Origin of the sequence: Acidocella sp. KAb 2-4, from assembly GCF_020567705.1 — a bacterium.
Classification (GTDB): Bacteria; Pseudomonadota; Alphaproteobacteria; order Acetobacterales; family Acetobacteraceae; genus Acidocella.
The window spans coordinates 32087-46480 of the sequence record NZ_JAJDJU010000009.1 but is presented as its reverse complement, the minus strand read 5'-3'; the positions used below and the strand labels follow the sequence as shown (position 1 = coordinate 46480).

At 67.9% G+C, this 14394-nt stretch carries 17 protein-coding genes; 3 read left to right on the top strand and 14 right to left on the bottom strand.

Translation table 11 applies throughout. From position 1 onward, the window contains the following. Window positions 1-71 precede the first annotated feature (71 nt). Window positions 72-1136, bottom strand: a complete 1065-nt coding sequence (locus LI953_RS07980) for a sensor domain-containing diguanylate cyclase (protein ID WP_227075515.1) — start codon at window positions 1134-1136, stop codon at window positions 72-74. Window positions 1137-1286: 150 nt separating this feature from the next. On the opposite strand from LI953_RS07980, the gene paaG reads away from it, so the two are divergent. Beyond that, on the top strand, window positions 1287-2105 hold the full coding sequence (gene paaG, locus LI953_RS07975; protein ID WP_227075514.1) for a 2-(1,2-epoxy-1,2-dihydrophenyl)acetyl-CoA isomerase PaaG: 819 nt from the start codon (window positions 1287-1289) through the stop codon (window positions 2103-2105). 2 nt (window positions 2106-2107) lie between these two features. On the opposite strand, the gene LI953_RS07970 is transcribed toward paaG, so the two are convergent. The 13 genes from LI953_RS07970 to LI953_RS07910 form a co-directional block, all read right to left on the bottom strand. Then, entirely contained in the window at window positions 2108-2560 is a 453-nt protein-coding gene (locus LI953_RS07970; RefSeq protein ID WP_227075513.1) for a MaoC family dehydratase, read from the bottom strand. A 19-nt stretch (window positions 2561-2579) separates the two neighbouring features. Further along, entirely contained in the window at window positions 2580-3197 is a 618-nt protein-coding gene (locus LI953_RS07965; protein ID WP_227075512.1) for a TetR/AcrR family transcriptional regulator, read from the bottom strand. A gap of 58 nt (window positions 3198-3255) precedes the next feature. Next, entirely contained in the window at window positions 3256-3849 is a 594-nt protein-coding gene (locus LI953_RS07960) for a DUF2064 domain-containing protein (protein ID WP_227075511.1), read from the bottom strand. Continuing rightward, complete coding sequence (locus tag LI953_RS07955; RefSeq protein ID WP_227075510.1) at window positions 3846-4508, bottom strand: glycosyltransferase; 663 nt, start codon at window positions 4506-4508, stop codon at window positions 3846-3848. Before LI953_RS07955 ends, LI953_RS07960 begins: the two co-directional genes overlap by 4 nt. After that, window positions 4505-6553 (bottom strand): FAD-dependent oxidoreductase, encoded by a 2049-nt coding sequence (locus LI953_RS07950; protein WP_227075509.1) that lies wholly within the window; start codon window positions 6551-6553, stop codon window positions 4505-4507. Before LI953_RS07950 ends, LI953_RS07955 begins: the two co-directional genes overlap by 4 nt. After that, on the bottom strand, window positions 6550-8247 hold the full coding sequence (locus LI953_RS07945; protein ID WP_227075508.1) for a radical SAM protein: 1698 nt from the start codon (window positions 8245-8247) through the stop codon (window positions 6550-6552). Before LI953_RS07945 ends, LI953_RS07950 begins: the two co-directional genes overlap by 4 nt. Next, window positions 8240-9613 (bottom strand): MFS transporter, encoded by a 1374-nt coding sequence (locus LI953_RS07940; protein WP_227075507.1) that lies wholly within the window; start codon window positions 9611-9613, stop codon window positions 8240-8242. Before LI953_RS07940 ends, LI953_RS07945 begins: the two co-directional genes overlap by 8 nt. Before the next feature lie 21 nt (window positions 9614-9634). Continuing rightward, window positions 9635-10105, bottom strand: a complete 471-nt coding sequence (locus LI953_RS07935) for a DoxX family protein (RefSeq protein WP_227075506.1) — start codon at window positions 10103-10105, stop codon at window positions 9635-9637. After that, window positions 10096-10839 carry a DNA-binding domain-containing protein gene (locus tag LI953_RS07930; RefSeq protein ID WP_227075505.1) on the bottom strand — a complete coding sequence of 248 codons (744 nt, stop codon included), beginning with the start codon at window positions 10837-10839 and terminating at the stop codon, window positions 10096-10098. Before LI953_RS07930 ends, LI953_RS07935 begins: the two co-directional genes overlap by 10 nt. Continuing rightward, window positions 10823-11662, bottom strand: a complete 840-nt coding sequence (locus tag LI953_RS07925) for a DUF692 domain-containing protein (RefSeq protein ID WP_227075504.1) — start codon at window positions 11660-11662, stop codon at window positions 10823-10825. The genes LI953_RS07930 and LI953_RS07925 overlap by 17 nt, the downstream gene beginning before the upstream one ends. A gap of 9 nt (window positions 11663-11671) precedes the next feature. After that, a complete protein-coding gene (locus LI953_RS07920) occupies window positions 11672-11947 on the bottom strand; it encodes a DUF2282 domain-containing protein (RefSeq protein WP_227075503.1) in 276 nt (91 codons plus the stop codon). 163 nt (window positions 11948-12110) lie between these two features. Beyond that, window positions 12111-12446: a hypothetical protein gene (locus tag LI953_RS07915; RefSeq protein WP_227075502.1), complete on the bottom strand. Its 336-nt coding sequence runs from the start codon at window positions 12444-12446 to the stop codon at window positions 12111-12113. Window positions 12447-12539: 93 nt separating this feature from the next. After that, window positions 12540-13355, bottom strand: a complete 816-nt coding sequence (locus tag LI953_RS07910; RefSeq protein ID WP_227075501.1) for a sterol desaturase family protein — start codon at window positions 13353-13355, stop codon at window positions 12540-12542. A 126-nt stretch (window positions 13356-13481) separates the two neighbouring features. On the opposite strand from LI953_RS07910, the gene LI953_RS07905 reads away from it, so the two are divergent. Both LI953_RS07905 and LI953_RS07900 read left to right on the top strand, forming a co-directional pair. Next, window positions 13482-13682 carry a hypothetical protein gene (locus LI953_RS07905; RefSeq protein WP_227075500.1) on the top strand — a complete coding sequence of 67 codons (201 nt, stop codon included), beginning with the start codon at window positions 13482-13484 and terminating at the stop codon, window positions 13680-13682. A 58-nt stretch (window positions 13683-13740) separates the two neighbouring features. Then, a complete protein-coding gene (locus LI953_RS07900; protein WP_227075499.1) occupies window positions 13741-14382 on the top strand; it encodes a DUF6969 family protein in 642 nt (213 codons plus the stop codon). The last annotated feature ends 12 nt before the right edge of the window (window positions 14383-14394 follow it).

Below are 14394 nucleotides of genomic sequence, written 5' to 3'. Positions count from 1 at the left end.
TGTTGTCGATTATGCGCAACCTCCTGCCACAGCGCTGCGGGTGGGGCAATCGCGCATCCCTCCGGGCGCCGCTAAAGGCTGCCGCCGAGATGCTCGTCGTAGAGCGCGTATTGATTACCGCCGTCGCGCTTAGCGCGGTACATGGCCTGATCGGCGTGTTTGAGCAGGGTATCCGGCGCCACGAAATCCAGCGGATAAACGCTGGCCCCGAGGCTGGCGGTCAGTTTCTGCGGCGAGTCCCGGTTGCCCTCGTTATTGGCCACCGCCGCCACGATGCGCCGGAGAATGGCCCGCACCTCCCGCACCGAACAGATATCTTCGAGGATGATAACGAATTCATCCCCGCCGAGGCGCGCGACCATGTCCACCTCGCGGATGCTGCGACGCATCGCCTCGGCGGCTTGGCAGAGCCGCTGATCGCCCATGGCGTGGCCGTAAACATCGTTGATCGCCTTGAAACCATCAAGGTCGAGAACCGCGAGCACCATCAGCGACTGGTTGCGGATCGCGCGGCGCTGCCCTTCGCGCAGGCGCAGCATGAACATGCGGCGATTCGGCAGGCCGGTGAGCGGGTCGGTGAGCGAGCGGTGTTCGAGTTGGCGCTCCAGCCCCTCGCGGTACAGCGCATTGCCAATCAGGGCCGCGAAGAACTCGGCATAGGCGAGGGCGTCAGCGGTTAACGGTGGCGGCTTGCGATATAGCCACGCCACCGCGAGGGCGCCGAGCGGCCCGCTCGGCCCGCCCAGCGGCAGCACCAGATTGGCGAACAGCCCAGCGGCGATGAATTCGGGCATCGCCGCCTCGCTCGCGGCATAATCGGCGGTGAAGCGATATTCGCCCGTGGCCAGCACCTGCCCCACCGTACCGCGCTGCGCGGGGAAACTGAATTTGGTGATCGGCGCCTGGCCGAGCGTCTCCAGCCCATGAAACAGCCGGTAGCGCAACCGGTCCGCCCCGTCGGGCACCACCAGGGCCGCGCCATCGGCCCCGACCAGCCGCGCCAGCGCCGCCGCCGCCGCATCGAAAAATTCCGGAAAGCCATGAATCTTCAGCAGGCCGGCGATGATGTCCAGCACCGCCCTGTCGTGCCAGGCAGGCGCGGGAGCATCAACGATTGCCGTGTCCTCATGTGCCATGCGACGAATGATCCCAAGCCCGCTTTTGCATTTACGGCTTTGGACATAACGTCAAAACGATTAACGCCAGGGAAACATCGCCGGGCGATGGCCAATGTTGACAGGACCGGCCATTGGATTAACTTTTTAATCGAATGATCGGTTAATTAAATGGGGCTGGACCGCCCGAAATCGGAGGAACAGGTGAACGCAACGGTGCTAGTATCCCAGCATGAGGGTTGGACCGAGTTGACCCTCAACCGGCCCGAGCGGCTGAATGCCTTCAACGAGGAGCTGCACCACGCCTTGGCCGCGGCGCTTGACGCCGCCGCCAGCGATGACTGCCGCGCCGTGCTGCTCACCGGGGCCGGGCGCGGGTTTTGCGCCGGGCATGATCTGGGCGACAGCGCCGAAAGCGCCGCCCCGCCCGATCTCGGCGCCGCGCTCGACACGCTCTACAACCCGCTGGTGCGGCGTATCCGCGCGCTGCGCAAGCCGGTGGTCTGCGCCGTTAACGGGGTCGCCGCCGGGGCGGGCGCCAATGTCGCCCTGGCCTGCGACATCGTGCTCGCCGCGCGCTCGGCGAAATTCATCCAGGCCTTCGCCAAGATCGGGCTGGTGCCGGATGCCGGCGGCACCTTCTTCCTGCCCCGGCTGATCGGCGAGGCCCGCGCCCGCGCGCTAATGCTGCTGGCCGAGCCGGTGAGCGCCGAGCAGGCGGCGGCATGGGGGATGATCTGGAAAGCGGTGGACGACACCGCGCTGCTCGACGAGGCGCGGGCGCTGACCGCGCATCTGGCCACGCAGCCCACCCAGGGGCTGGCGATGACCAAGGCGGCGCTGAATGCCTCGAGCGGCAACGCGCTCGACGCGCAGCTCGACCTTGAGCGCGATTTGCAGCGCGAGGCCGGGTACACACCGGATCATCAAGAGGGCGTGCGGGCCTTCACCGAGAAGCGCCCGGCGCGGTTCACGGGGCGGGCGCGATAAGCTCACACGGGCCCGGTCATCGACAACCCCGTGCAGCGCGAGGAGACGAACACGGTGCCGTCAGCGCCGCGAAGGGCGCCCTCGAAGCTGATGAGATAGCCGCTCAGGCTCAGCTTGGGCGTGATCTCGATGATGCGCCAGGACAGCGTCAACGCCGCCGTGGCGGGCACCGCCTTGAGAAAACGGAAGCTGAACTCCAGCCCCAGTGCATTGCCGCGGCTGGTCATGAAATCCGCCACCGGCCCCATCATCACCGCCGTGCAATGGCCGCCGCTGGCGATGAGCCCGCCAAAGCGGCTGGCACGGGCGCGGGCTTCGTCGTGATGCAGCGGGTTGGTGTCGCCGCCGAGCAGCGCGAATTCGCGCACCAGCTCTGGCGTGAACTGCAAGATGCGGGAGAATTCCTCGCCCACCGCATAGGCGCAGGGGGCAAGTCCGGTGGCAGCGGGGCTCATGCTTGTTTCATTCCCATCATTAAGTAATCTGGTCGGCCTGGATGGCGGCGGCGGCCGGGGCAGCGCCGGAGAGGATCATATGCGTGACCAGCCGCGCATATTGCGCGCGGCTCAGCCCCCGCCCCTCGCGGAACCACAGGTAGTGCCAGTTGAGCATGCCGAAGGCCGACATGGTGACGGGCTTGAGCAGCGGGCCGTGGCCGATCTCGGGCACCGAAGCGGCGATGGCATCGGCCATCAGCGTCACCAGACGCCGCTCGATCGCGCGCAGCTCTTCCTGCTGCACCACCGGCAGCAGCTTGAGCGCGGCGATCTGCACCTGATGCTCGGCATCGGCGGCACGGTAGCAATCGAGCAGCGCGAGGGCGATGGCGTAGACACGCTCATCCGGCGGCGCGGCGGCCGCCGCGCGCTCCACCGTCTCGACAAGCTGCCGCAGATGGCTCGACAGAATATCGACCAGCACCGTCGCCTTGTCCGGGTAATAATGGTAGAGCAACGCCTTGGAGACGCCGCAGGCCTCGGCGATCATGTTGATGGAGGTGCCGGCATAGCCGAACCGCGCGAAGAGTTCGGCGGCGCGATGCAAAATCGCCGAGCGTTTAACCTCGTAATCCTGCGCGCGCGGGCGAGCCATCCAACTTACCTTACGGGCCGCGGATGGGCCCTGCCTCCCTCTCAGGGCAAAGCTTTAGTCATCTTTGCAGCGGCGAGGCAAGCATGGCGGCGCGCAGGCTCGCCGCATCGTCGACATCGCTGAGGCGGCGCAGGAAAGCCGCCTCGCGCCGGGGCAAATTGCACAGCGTGTCGGCCAGAGCGTAGGGCGAGGACCAGCGCACGCGGGCGAAGGGCGCGGCCACCCGGCGGCCTGACAACCCGACTAGCCAGTAACCGCCATCGGCGGCGGGGCCAAACACCGCCGCCGCGCCGCGCAGCCGGCGCAGCGCCGCACGGATATCCGCGGCTTGGATGCCGGGAATATCGCTCCCCACCAGCACCACGCGCCGGCGTGGAAAGCGATTGAAGATGCGCTGCATCCGCACGCCGAGATCGCCCCGGCCCTGGCCGATGCGCCGGAAACCGGGGGCGGCGAAGCGGGCATGAAGGTCGGGCGCGGCGGCGAGGACCAGTTCCACCCCGCGCAAGCCGCGCAGCCGCCGCAGCAGCCGCAGCAGATTATGCCGGGCGAAATTCAGCGCCGCGCGGTCACCCGCCTCGCGCGCCAGCCGGCGCTTGCCGACACCAAGGCGCGGAATGCGCGCGAACACCACGGCCACGGCCAGGCTCATCGTTTATACCGCGCCGCCAGCGCCGTGGCGCTCGCCCCGCCCCAGAAACACCCCAGCCGCCAGAGATTGCCGAACGCCCTGCGCAACCAGCCATCGCGGACATAGGCGCTGGCATCGGTGGTGATGGCCAGCCGCATCGGGCGCAGATGCCGCCGCAACCGCCGGGCCAGGACCACATCCTCCATGAGCGGGACTTCCGGGATGCCGCCGATGGCGTCGAGCAGGGCACGGTGGATCAACAAGCCCTGATCGCCATAAGGCAGGCGCAGTAATGCGCAGCGCAGCGCCACCCCGGCTTCCAGCAACCGCGCGCGCGGATCGGCGCTGGCGAAGCGCAGGCGCGCATACCAGGCGCGCTCGGGGTGCTCCAGGCAGGCGCGCACCGCCGCGGGCCAGCCTTCCGGCAAGCGTGAATCGGCGTGCAGCAGCCAGACCCAGGGGGTAGGCGCGGCTGCGGCGCCACGGCGCAACTGCCCGCCGCGCCCTGGCGGCCCGGCGACCACCATCGCCCCCGCCGCGCTCTCGACCGTGGCATCCGTGCTGCCGCCATCAGCCACGATGACCGCCGCCACCAGATCCCCGCCCGCGCGCAAATCGCACAGCAGCGCGGGCAGATGCTCCGCCTCGTTCAGCGTGGGGATGACGACGGAGACGCTCATCCCCGACGCCAGCGGTGCAGGCGCTCCAGCCACACCAGCGCGCCGCCCGGCGCGTGCGCCTGCCGCCATTGCCCGGCCACGGCGCGGATCGCCTCGCCCCGCGTCGGATAGGGGTAGATCACGCCAAGCAGCTTCTTCAATCCCAGCCCGTGCTGCATGGCAATGGTGAAGCCGGTAAGCATTTCCCCCGCATCGGTGCCAACGATCGTCGCGCCCAATATCTTGTCGCTGCCAGGCCTGGTCAGCACCTTCACGAAGCCGGCGATGTCGGCCTCGGTGATTGCGCGGTCGAGTTCGGTGAACACGTAACGCGTCACCTCGTAAGCGACATTGCGGGCCTTGGCCTCCTGCTCGTTCAGGCCCACGCGGGCAATCTCGGGGGTGGTGAAGGTGACGGCGGGCACGGCATGGTAGCGTGGGCGCAGCCGCCAGAATGGCGCGAGCAGCGCGTTGATCGCGGCGAATCCGGCTTGATAGCCCGCCATATGGGTGAACTGGTAAGGCCCCGCGACATCGCCGCAGGCGAAGATATTGGGATAGAGCGTTTGCAGCCCGTCATTGGTCTCGATGGTGCCGGGCTTGGTCAGCGGAATGCCCAATTCCTCCAGCCCGTAACCGCTCACCCGTGGCTTTCGGCCTATGGCCAGCAACAGCCGGTCGAAGGGCAGGTCCACCTCTCCCTGCTCCCCCGCCACCCGCAGGAAGCCGGGCCTGGCGGCGATGGCGCGATGGCCCGTGCGCACCTCAACGCCCGCGGCCCGAAGCGAGGCCATGATCAGGGCGGAGACCTCCTCATCCTCACGCACCAGCAGGCGGGGCGCGGCTTCCACCAGCGTCACCGCGCTGCCCAGCAAGGCGAAGGCCTGTGCCATTTCACAGCCGATCGGCCCGCCGCCCAAAATCACCAGCCGCGCCGGCAGGGCGTCGATGTCCCACAGCGTCTCCGAGGTGGCGTAGGCGCAATCGGCCAGCCCCGGAATCGGAGGCACGACCGGCGCCGCGCCTGCTGCGATGATGATGGCGCGGGTGGTGATGCGTTCGCAGCCCGCCCGCACCTGCCAGGGCGTTTCGATGAAGGCCTGCCCCTCGCGCACATCCACGCCGAGCGCGGTATAGCGCGCGCGTGAATCATGCGGCGCGATGCCGGCCACCGCCGCGCGCACCGCTGCGCGGGCGGCGGTGAAATCCTGTCCCGCGCGAGCGGCGTACAGCAGAGCTTTGGACGGCACGCAGCCCGTATTCAGGCAATCGCCGCCCATCTCGGCGCGCTCGATGAGCGTGACCTTGGCCTTCAGCGCGCTCGCCACGTAAGACGCCACCAGCCCAGCCGCGCCGCCGCCGATCACGACGATATCGCGCTCGAAGCGCTTCGGTTTTCGCCAGCGCGCGTAAAGATGCTTCGCGGTCAGCGCGTCGCGCAACCGCGGCGCCAGCACCGGCAGCAGCGCCAGCAGCACGAGCCCGGTGGCCAGACGCGGGGTCAGCACTGGCCCGTGCCCGGCCAGCCCGGCAAGGCCCGCCCCGGCATTCACGAAAATCACCGTCGCGGGCAGCATGCCGATCTGACTGGCGAGATAGAAGCGGCCCAGAGACAGGTTGGTCAGCCCGGCCAGCAAATTGAGCGCGAAAAAGGGAATGGCCGGCACCAGCCGCAGCGAAACAAGGTAGAACGCGCCATCTCGGGCGATGCCCGCATTGACGCGCGCGAACAGGCCGGGAAACCGCGCCAGAGCGAAATCGCGCAGCAGAAACCGGGAAGCGAGAAAAGCGAGGCTGGCCCCGAGGCTGGCGGCGAAGGAGACCAGCACGCTACCCTCGGCCACCCCGAACAGCGCCCCGGCCGCGAGCGAAAGGAGCGTGGCGATGGGCAATGACAGCGCGGTGATGACGACATAGGCAGCGAAGAACACGGCTGGGCCGAGCACCGGATGCGCCCCCAGAGCCTGCCGCAGCACCGCCAGATCGGGCACACGCAAATGCATGGTCAGCACCACGCCGAGCAGCACCAGCAGGCCGAGCGCCAGCAGGCGGTGGCGCCGGTTCATCGGACGCTCATGCAGGACGACGCCCCGAACACGCAGAACCGCGCACAATGCGGATGATCCAGCGTGACCGGGCGGGCCGCCTCGGCCAAAGTGCGGCCAAGCGAGAAGCGCGGCGCGAAGGGCAGCAGCGTGCAGGCGGTGATGGCGATATCCGCCTCGCCCTTGCGCTGCACCACCATGCGGGCGGTGCGGCACATCGCGTCCGCGCCGCGCGGATGCAGCGCCGCCCAGGCGGCGGCGCTCACGCCGGGTGCGGCGGGGGGCGCACTCATCTCCGGAAACAGAACCAGATGCTGATCGTCAGCAGCATCAATCTCCCAGCCCTGGGCGGCGAACAAGGCGGCGAAACCGGCGCGGGTGGCGGCTTCATTCTCGCGGGCGCGGTCAAACCGCGCCGCGATGGAGGGCGCGAACCCGGCGGCGAACAGCGCGGATATCCCTTCCAAAGCCGCCGCCCAGGCGCGCGGGCCGCGCAAGGCGGCGTGTCCGGCTTCGGTGTAATGGTCGAGCGACACGCGCAAATGCAAATCCCGCTCCGCCAGGGCACGCAGCGCGGGCAGATGGTGGCGCAGCGGCGTCATCGCGTTGGTCAGCACCAGCACGCGCAGGCCGCGCTCAAGCGCCAGGGTGAGCATGGGCATGATCTCGGGATTCATGAACGGTTCGCCGCCAGTGAAGGCGGCTTCACGCAATTCCGGGTGGCGCGCGGCGGCTTCATCCAGCAGCCGCCGCACCGAAGCCAGGCGCAGCCAAGAGAGCGCGTCGTTGCGCGGGCTGCTCTCGATATAACAATCCTTGCAGGCCAGGTTGCAAAGCGTGCCGGTGTTGAACCACAGCGTCTCCAGCCGCTCCAGCGCCACGCGTGCATCGGCCTTGGGGGCGGCGGGCAGCGGCGTGGCCGTGGCGGCGCGCTCGGCATGGGGCAGGATATCGAGGCTGGGCCAGATGCCGGTTTCCAGCGCGGCCGCATAATCCTCGGGCAGCCCGGCGTGGCGCATGGCGGCGGCGGCTTCGTGATGGGCGTAATCCAGCGGATGCAGGCTGAAGGCGAGGTCTTCGCCCCGCTCCTCGATGATCGCGTACCAACCGCGCGGCGTGCCGTCATTGGCCGGCATGCCGATGGCCCCGGCATTGTGCCACACCGCGCCGCCCGGCAGATGCCGCGTGAAGGGCAGACCGCAATGCCCGGCGATCACGCCGTCCGCCCCGGTGGTGGCGATCTCGTCGAGAAACATTTCATCTGGGTCGGAGGCGAAGAGAAACCTGTTGATGCGGCTGGGCGCGCCATGCACCACGGCCAGATGATGGCGGCCCAGGCGCAGATCCAGCCGCCGGGGCAGCGCCGCCATCCAGGCGCGGTCGCCATCGCTCACCGCGCGGCGGGCATGGGTGAACCACGCCGCCGACAAACGGTCACAGGCGGAGCCAGGGGTGAAGCCGCAGCCGCACTCGGCGGCGTCCGCGGCGAGCTGCTCCTCGCAATTGCCCCTGATGGCGGCCACACCCGCCGCGCGGATCATGCCGATGCAAGCGGCGGGATCAGCGCCATAGGCGACGATATCGCCGGTGCAGATCATGTGATCGGGCCGGATGCCGTGCCGCCGCGCGGCGGTAAACAGCGCTTCCAGGGCCTGGATGTTGCTGTAAGGCCCGCCAAACAGCAACACCGGCGCGTTGAGGATCAGTTCAGCCATGGGGCGCCAGACTCTCCAGGGCCAGCCCGCGCGCCTCAATGCCACCACGCAGCCGCCAGACCAGAATCGCCACCGCCCCCAGCGCCCAGGCGCCCGCCAGCAGCAACAGCGCCGCCGCCATGCTGCGCGCGCCCACATAGCCCACGGCAAACGGCGCCAGCGCGGCGCCCACCCGCCCCACCGTGACCGAGGCGCCGATGCCCGTGGCGCGCAAGGCGGTGGGGAATAATTCAGAGAATGTCGGATAGGCGGCGATCCAGCTGCCGGTGGCGAGCAGATTCACCAGCGCGAAGCCGAGCATGATCGCGCCCGCCCCCCATGAGGTGATAGCGGCAAAGCCGACCAGCCCGAGCGCGGTGGCTAGGTAGAAGCCCCCCACCGTCCAGCTCCGGCCCACACGGTCGAGCAGCCCGGCCGCCGCCAACCCGCCAATGGCGGCGCCCACACTGCCCGCGAGATAGAAAAGCGGCAGCGAGGCCGGGGGCAGATGCAGCGCCGGCAGAACCACGACGGGCAGGAACGCGAACAGGCCGTAATAGCCTGAAGCCTCGGCAAAATCGAGAATCGCGCCCAGGGCCAGACGCCCCGGATATTGGCGCAGCAGGCGCGAAAGCTGCCCGGCTTCACGGCGCACGCGCCTGATCACCGGCGCGGCGGCGGGCGGGGTAATGTTGGTCAGCCCGGCCTCGATCCCCGCCACGATGGCGCGCGCATCGTCTCCACGCCCCACTTGCAGCAGCCAGCGCGGGCTCTCGGGCAAGTGCCGGCGGAACCAGGCGGCCGAGAGCGCCACCACGCCGCCCAACCCAAACACCACGCGCCAGCCGAGATCGGACGGCAGCGCGGCGAACACCAGCCATGCCAGCAGCGCCGCCGCGAAGCTGCCGAGCGGCCAGAAATTCAGCACCAGCGCCGCGGCACGGCCACGCGAGCGGCTTGGCACCAGCTCGGTGATGGCGGCATTGATGGCGGAATATTCGGCGCCCACGCCCAGGCCGGCGATCAGCCGCAACGCGAGCAGGCTGCCGAGATTGGGCGCGAAGCCGGTCGCGAGCGTCGCCAGCCCGTACACCACCAAGCTGATCAGAAACACCCGCCGCCGCCCGAACCTGTCGGACAGCACGCCGAAGCCGGAGGCCCCGAACATCAGCCCCACGAACCAGGCCGCCAGCAACAGCGACATGCCATCCGCCCCCAGCTGGAACCGCGCCCGCAGCGCCCCCATGACATTGCCGATCAGCGTGACCTCAAACGCGTCCAGCGCCCAGCCGAGGCCGAAAAGCAGCACGGCCACGGTGTGAAAGCGGTTCCAGCGCAGGCCGGAGAGGGTATCGAGCACAGCGGCGTCGGCGCTTGGCGTTTCCATGAGCGGGCTCCCGATTTAATGTTACGATAGACGCGAGCGGGCGAGCCGGGCAATCAGCGCGTCGAGCGAGAATTTGCCGCCGCCTTGCGAGATCAGCACGAGCATCATCGCGGCCCACTGGATATGCGTCGGCCAAGCCTGCGGATAGACGAAAATTTCGATCACCGCCGTCATGCCGAGCAGCGCCAGCGCGGCGAAACGGGTGCCGAGCCCGAGCAGCAGCAAGGGCGGCATCGCCACCTCCTGCGCCACCGCCAGATAAGCCGCCAATATCGGCGGCAGCAGCGGCACCTGGTAGGAGTTGGCGAACATGTAGAGCGTCGTGTCCCAGCTGGCGAGGTGCGTCCGCGCCGAGCTCCAGAACACCTGCGCCAGCGCCACGCGGGCCGTGAGCGCCACCACCGCATAGGGAAAATGATTGAACAGACCAACGAGTTTGGTCAGGCGCGCGAGAAGATGCGAAGGCTGGCCGAGTGTCGCGGCTATGGACATGGAAGTTCCTCCCTTCCTGTTGGCGTGAAACCGGTGAATAAGTTGCGGGTGAGACACAAGCCAAGCGCCTCGGCGGCCTCGGCATCGCCCATGCCGGCGCAGGCTTGTTCCAGCGTGAGGCCCTGAACGAGCGCCCCGGCGAAGGCGAATATCTCTGGCGAGACCTCGAAAATCTCCAATCCGCCCAGGCCGCGCATGACCATGACATGGATTTCGCCGGGGTCCGGTACGATGCGGGCGAGCGCGGCGTCGTCCTGCTCAAGCACCGCCGTCCAGATCGCGCGGGCATCGCGGCGCAGGGTGAGCCGCGAGAGCGAGGGCTGCGCGACGAAGACGCTATCCCCCTGCGCAGCGCGCAGGGCTTGCGGAGTGAGCAGCGCGGCCAATGGGGCGTGCAAGGCGCGATGCGCCGCCCAGTCGAGCCGGGCCACATCGGCGAGGTAAGGCAGCGCCGCCGCGAGCGGCGAACCCGCGAGCGCGGCGGCAAAGGCGTCGCCATAAAGGTGCAGATCGCCCTCGCGTGGCGGCTGCGCGCAGATGAACCGCGCCGCATGGGCGCGGAAACAATCCTCGCCCAAAAGCCGCAGGATCGCGGGAAAGCTCAGGCGCAGGGCGAGGGTTAGGGCGGCGCGTATGTTGTTGCGGTACACGGCGATGCCGGCTTGCCGCTCATCGCTGCTGGAGGCCAGCAGCATCGCCTGAAATGCCTGCTGACGCTCAAGCAGCGAGAGCATTGGCGGCGCTCCTCTCGAGCATGGTTTGCGCCTTCCAGGCTTCGGCCAGCAAGTCTGCGAGGGGCGGGAGATGGGCGTCGCGCTCGATCATCGCCGGGCGCGGGCCGATGATGCTGAGCGCATCTTCAAACAACGCCCAGACAGGCTCGGCGATCTCGCGGTCATGCGTGTCCAGCAGCAACCCGGCGGTTGCGCCGTCGCCCGCCATGTGCCCGGCCAGATGATATTCCGCCACCGCTGCGGCAGGCAGGGCGCGCAAATAGGTGTGCGCGTTCCATCCGTGATTATGCGCGCCGACATGGATGTTGTTGATATCGCAAATCAACCCGCAGCCGGTACGGCGCGTCAGCTCGGTCAGAAATTCCGGCTCCGGTATCGTGGATTCCGGAAAACGCAGATAGGTCGACGGGTTTTCCACAAGGATACGGCGCTTCAACGCCTCCTGCGTGCGCTCGACGTTGCGGCAGAAAAGGGTGAGACTATCCTCGTGCAGCGGCAGCGGCAGCAGATCAGCGAGATGCACGCCGTTGACGCCGGTCCAGGCGAGATGCTCCGAAACCAGCACGGGCTCGATGCGCTCCGCCAGCGCCCGCAGGCGGGCGAGATGTGCCGCATCCACCCCATCAGCACTGCCAAGTGAAAGCCCGACGCCGTGCAGCGAGACCGGATAATCCTCCCGCACGCGGGTCAGCACCGCCAGCGCCGGCGCGCTGAAATAGTTCTCGCTATGCACTTCCACCCACCCTGTATCCGGCTTGCTCGCCAGAAACGTGGCGTGGTGCGGCAGGCGCAGCCCAATCCCAGCGGAAACTGGCGGTGCCATCGCGCGGCTCTACGAGGCTTTACCGGGGGTCAGGGAGCCGCCAGCGATCTTCGAGCAGTCACCGGTTGGCAGTAGCACGAAGGAGGCGGGATCGCGCGCCATGGTCGCCTGGCCGGCACAGGAATGGGTGCCGGCGGCGCAGTCATTGCGGCCGATGGCGTTAATACCGTAACATTTTTCCAGCTTGGCGCCGGAGGTTTGCGCATTGGCGGCAATCGGGGTGGCGACGGCGGCGATGCCCGCGGCGGCGGCGAGAATTTTGGCGGCGAAATTGCGGCGTTCCATACTGATCTCCTTGTGGTTCAGGCCGCAAGGTGCGGCTGCATCTGACTATTCGCGCCGATCCGGCGAAAGGTTACAGGCGGAATCCAAAAACCGCACAAAAAAGCCGGCCGGGCGCTGGGGCCGGGCCGGCTTTTTGCCGGACAACGTCATGCGGGGCTCGGCGCTATAGGCCGGTCACATAAACCTGCACGGTCTCGCCGCTCTTTTGCGCCACGCCGTTCCAGCCATTATGCACCGGCGTCAAGGCGCAATGCTGGGTGTTGGACGGGCTGAGCTCGGGATGCGGATTTTCAAGGCTGGGCCGGGCCGAACTCAGTGTGATATGGCTATAGCCTTGCGCGGCGAGGGTCTGTGCCAACTGGGCCTGCGATTCCACGGCCGCCACATTCACGCTCACGGTGGGAACCCGGGTGGCGAAGGATGCCGCCTGCGCGGGAAGGCTGGCGCCGATGCCGAAGGCGACGGTGAGGATGATCACGGCGAAGCTTTGCTGTTTCATGGTAGTCTCCTGATCGAAATGCAGCGCGGAATGTCGCTACATCTCAATGTTCGCCACATCGCCTGCACAGGTTACAGAAGATACCAGGTATTTTCAGGCTGCGCCGTCATCCGGCGTCAGGAAGGGCTGCACCAGCAGCGCATCCAGGCGGGAAGCGCCGGGCTTGCGGAAGGCGGGCAACCCAATCATCATGCCAAGCTGCCCCTGCGCCGGCTGCGCGCGATAGGTGGCAAACAGCCGGTCCCACCATGGCACATTGAAGCCGAAATTGCTGTCGGTCTCGGCGCGAATCACCGAATGATGCACGCGGTGCATGTCCGGCGTGACCAGCACGAGACGCAGCACGCCATCCAGCGCGGGTGGCAGGGCGAGGTTGCTGTGGTTGAACATCGCTGTCGCGTTCAGGATGATTTCGAACAGCAGCACCGCGAGGGGCGGTGCGCCGATGAGCAACACCACGCCCATCTTAATGAGCATGGAGAGCATGATCTCCAGCGGGTGAAAGCGCGCGCCGGACGTAACATCGAGATCGAGATCGGCATGGTGCATACGGTGCAGCCGCCACAATACCGGCACGGCATGGAATACGCGGTGCTGGATATAAATGGCGAAATCCAGCGCCAGAACCGCCGTGACGATCTTCAAACCCTCCGGCATGGACGCCAAATTCAGCACGCCCCAGCACGCCCGCGCGGCGAGCGCGGCGACACCGAGGGCCGCTACCGGAAACGCCAGCTTCACCGCCAGCGCGCCCAGCGCCGCGATGCCGAGATTCCCCGGCCAGCGCCCCCAGCGCGAGAGCGCGCGCGGCCGCCGCGGCCATAGCGCCTCAGCCCCGGCCAGCAGGAACAACAAACCAAACGAGATGACGGGCCGCAGCGCGGCGGCCTCTTGCGACAGGGGCGGCATGATTGCCCAATATAGCGCGGCCAAAAAAATTTTCGCCCCCCTGTAACCAGACCGCGCCTCGCGGCGAACTCCTTATCAGCGGCACCCGGATGGTCCGGTCACCGCGCTCTAGAAAAGGTTATTGCCATGAAATTCAAAGCCTCCATGCTGACCCTCGGTGCCGCTGTCTCGCTCGGTGGTCTGGTCGCCGCCACCACCCCGATGCTGGCGCATGCCGCCTGCGCCGGCCAGACCAGCGCGAGCTGTGCGGGCAAGACTGGCGCCTGCGCCGGTAAGACTGGCGCGTGTGCGGGCAAGACTGGCGCCTGCGCCGGCAAGAGCAACTAACGCCTGGCGGGGCGCGGTCATTCGTACCGCGCCCGCTTTCACCCCCTGGAGACACGCCATGATTCCCCGCCAACCCAAGATGCCGCCGGACGACCAGGTGCAAGCGGCTGTCGAACTGGTGGCGGCGCTCGGCGAACTCGAAACCGCGGGGCGCAATCTTGTCACCACGCTGCTCGACGGCGCCGCCTTCGAGGCGCTGACCCATTACCCGCCCGACGATGTGAGCGATCCCGCCACCGGCGCGCAATACTATTTCCATGCCCATCGCGGGCGTGTGGAGAGCGGGCATATCCATTGCTTCCTGCGTGGCAAGGAAACGGGCCGCCTCACCCATGTCGCGGCCATCGGGCTGGACCAAACCGGCCGCCCTGCCCGCGTCTTCACCACCAATCTTTGGGTCACCGCGGATGAGTTTCACCCCGCCGAGGCGTTGATCCCGCGGCTGCCCCAGATGCGCTGGCACGACGCCCCTGGGCCGGAGCCCGTGAACCGCGCGCTCGGCGCGCTGTTTGTCCTCTACCGCCCCGAAATCGTCGCGTTGCTGCGCCGGCGCGATGCGCGCCTGACCCGCCACGGCGCGCAAATCGCCCCGGCCGATCCTCTGGCCGATGAGCGCCTCGATATCCTCAGCACCGCGCGCATTGACCTGCCCGCCAAGCTGGCCCGCCTGCGCGATAAATTGGCGTTGAGCGATGAGTAGCGCCATTGCGGA

Coding starts and splice junctions, on each gene's coding strand:
- LI953_RS07965 (WP_227075512.1), bottom strand. CDS start 3,197: ATGGCTCGCCCGCGCGCGCAGGATTACGAGGTTAAACGCTCGGCGATT.
- LI953_RS07915 (WP_227075502.1), bottom strand. CDS start 12,446: ATGAAACAGCAAAGCTTCGCCGTGATCATCCTCACCGTCGCCTTCGGC.
- LI953_RS07910 (WP_227075501.1), bottom strand. CDS start 13,355: ATGCCGCCCCTGTCGCAAGAGGCCGCCGCGCTGCGGCCCGTCATCTCG.
- LI953_RS07980 (WP_227075515.1), bottom strand. CDS start 1,136: ATGGCACATGAGGACACGGCAATCGTTGATGCTCCCGCGCCTGCCTGG.
- LI953_RS07945 (WP_227075508.1), bottom strand. CDS start 8,247: ATGGCTGAACTGATCCTCAACGCGCCGGTGTTGCTGTTTGGCGGGCCT.
- paaG (WP_227075514.1), top strand. CDS start 1,287: ATGGGGCTGGACCGCCCGAAATCGGAGGAACAGGTGAACGCAACGGTG.
- LI953_RS07920 (WP_227075503.1), bottom strand. CDS start 11,947: ATGGAACGCCGCAATTTCGCCGCCAAAATTCTCGCCGCCGCCGCGGGC.
- LI953_RS07905 (WP_227075500.1), top strand. CDS start 13,482: ATGAAATTCAAAGCCTCCATGCTGACCCTCGGTGCCGCTGTCTCGCTC.
- LI953_RS07960 (WP_227075511.1), bottom strand. CDS start 3,849: ATGAGCCTGGCCGTGGCCGTGGTGTTCGCGCGCATTCCGCGCCTTGGT.
- LI953_RS07900 (WP_227075499.1), top strand. CDS start 13,741: ATGATTCCCCGCCAACCCAAGATGCCGCCGGACGACCAGGTGCAAGCG.
- LI953_RS07950 (WP_227075509.1), bottom strand. CDS start 6,553: ATGAACCGGCGCCACCGCCTGCTGGCGCTCGGCCTGCTGGTGCTGCTC.
- LI953_RS07930 (WP_227075505.1), bottom strand. CDS start 10,839: ATGCTCTCGCTGCTTGAGCGTCAGCAGGCATTTCAGGCGATGCTGCTG.
- LI953_RS07955 (WP_227075510.1), bottom strand. CDS start 4,508: ATGAGCGTCTCCGTCGTCATCCCCACGCTGAACGAGGCGGAGCATCTG.
- LI953_RS07935 (WP_227075506.1), bottom strand. CDS start 10,105: ATGTCCATAGCCGCGACACTCGGCCAGCCTTCGCATCTTCTCGCGCGC.
- LI953_RS07940 (WP_227075507.1), bottom strand. CDS start 9,613: ATGGAAACGCCAAGCGCCGACGCCGCTGTGCTCGATACCCTCTCCGGC.
- LI953_RS07970 (WP_227075513.1), bottom strand. CDS start 2,560: ATGAGCCCCGCTGCCACCGGACTTGCCCCCTGCGCCTATGCGGTGGGC.
- LI953_RS07925 (WP_227075504.1), bottom strand. CDS start 11,662: ATGGCACCGCCAGTTTCCGCTGGGATTGGGCTGCGCCTGCCGCACCAC.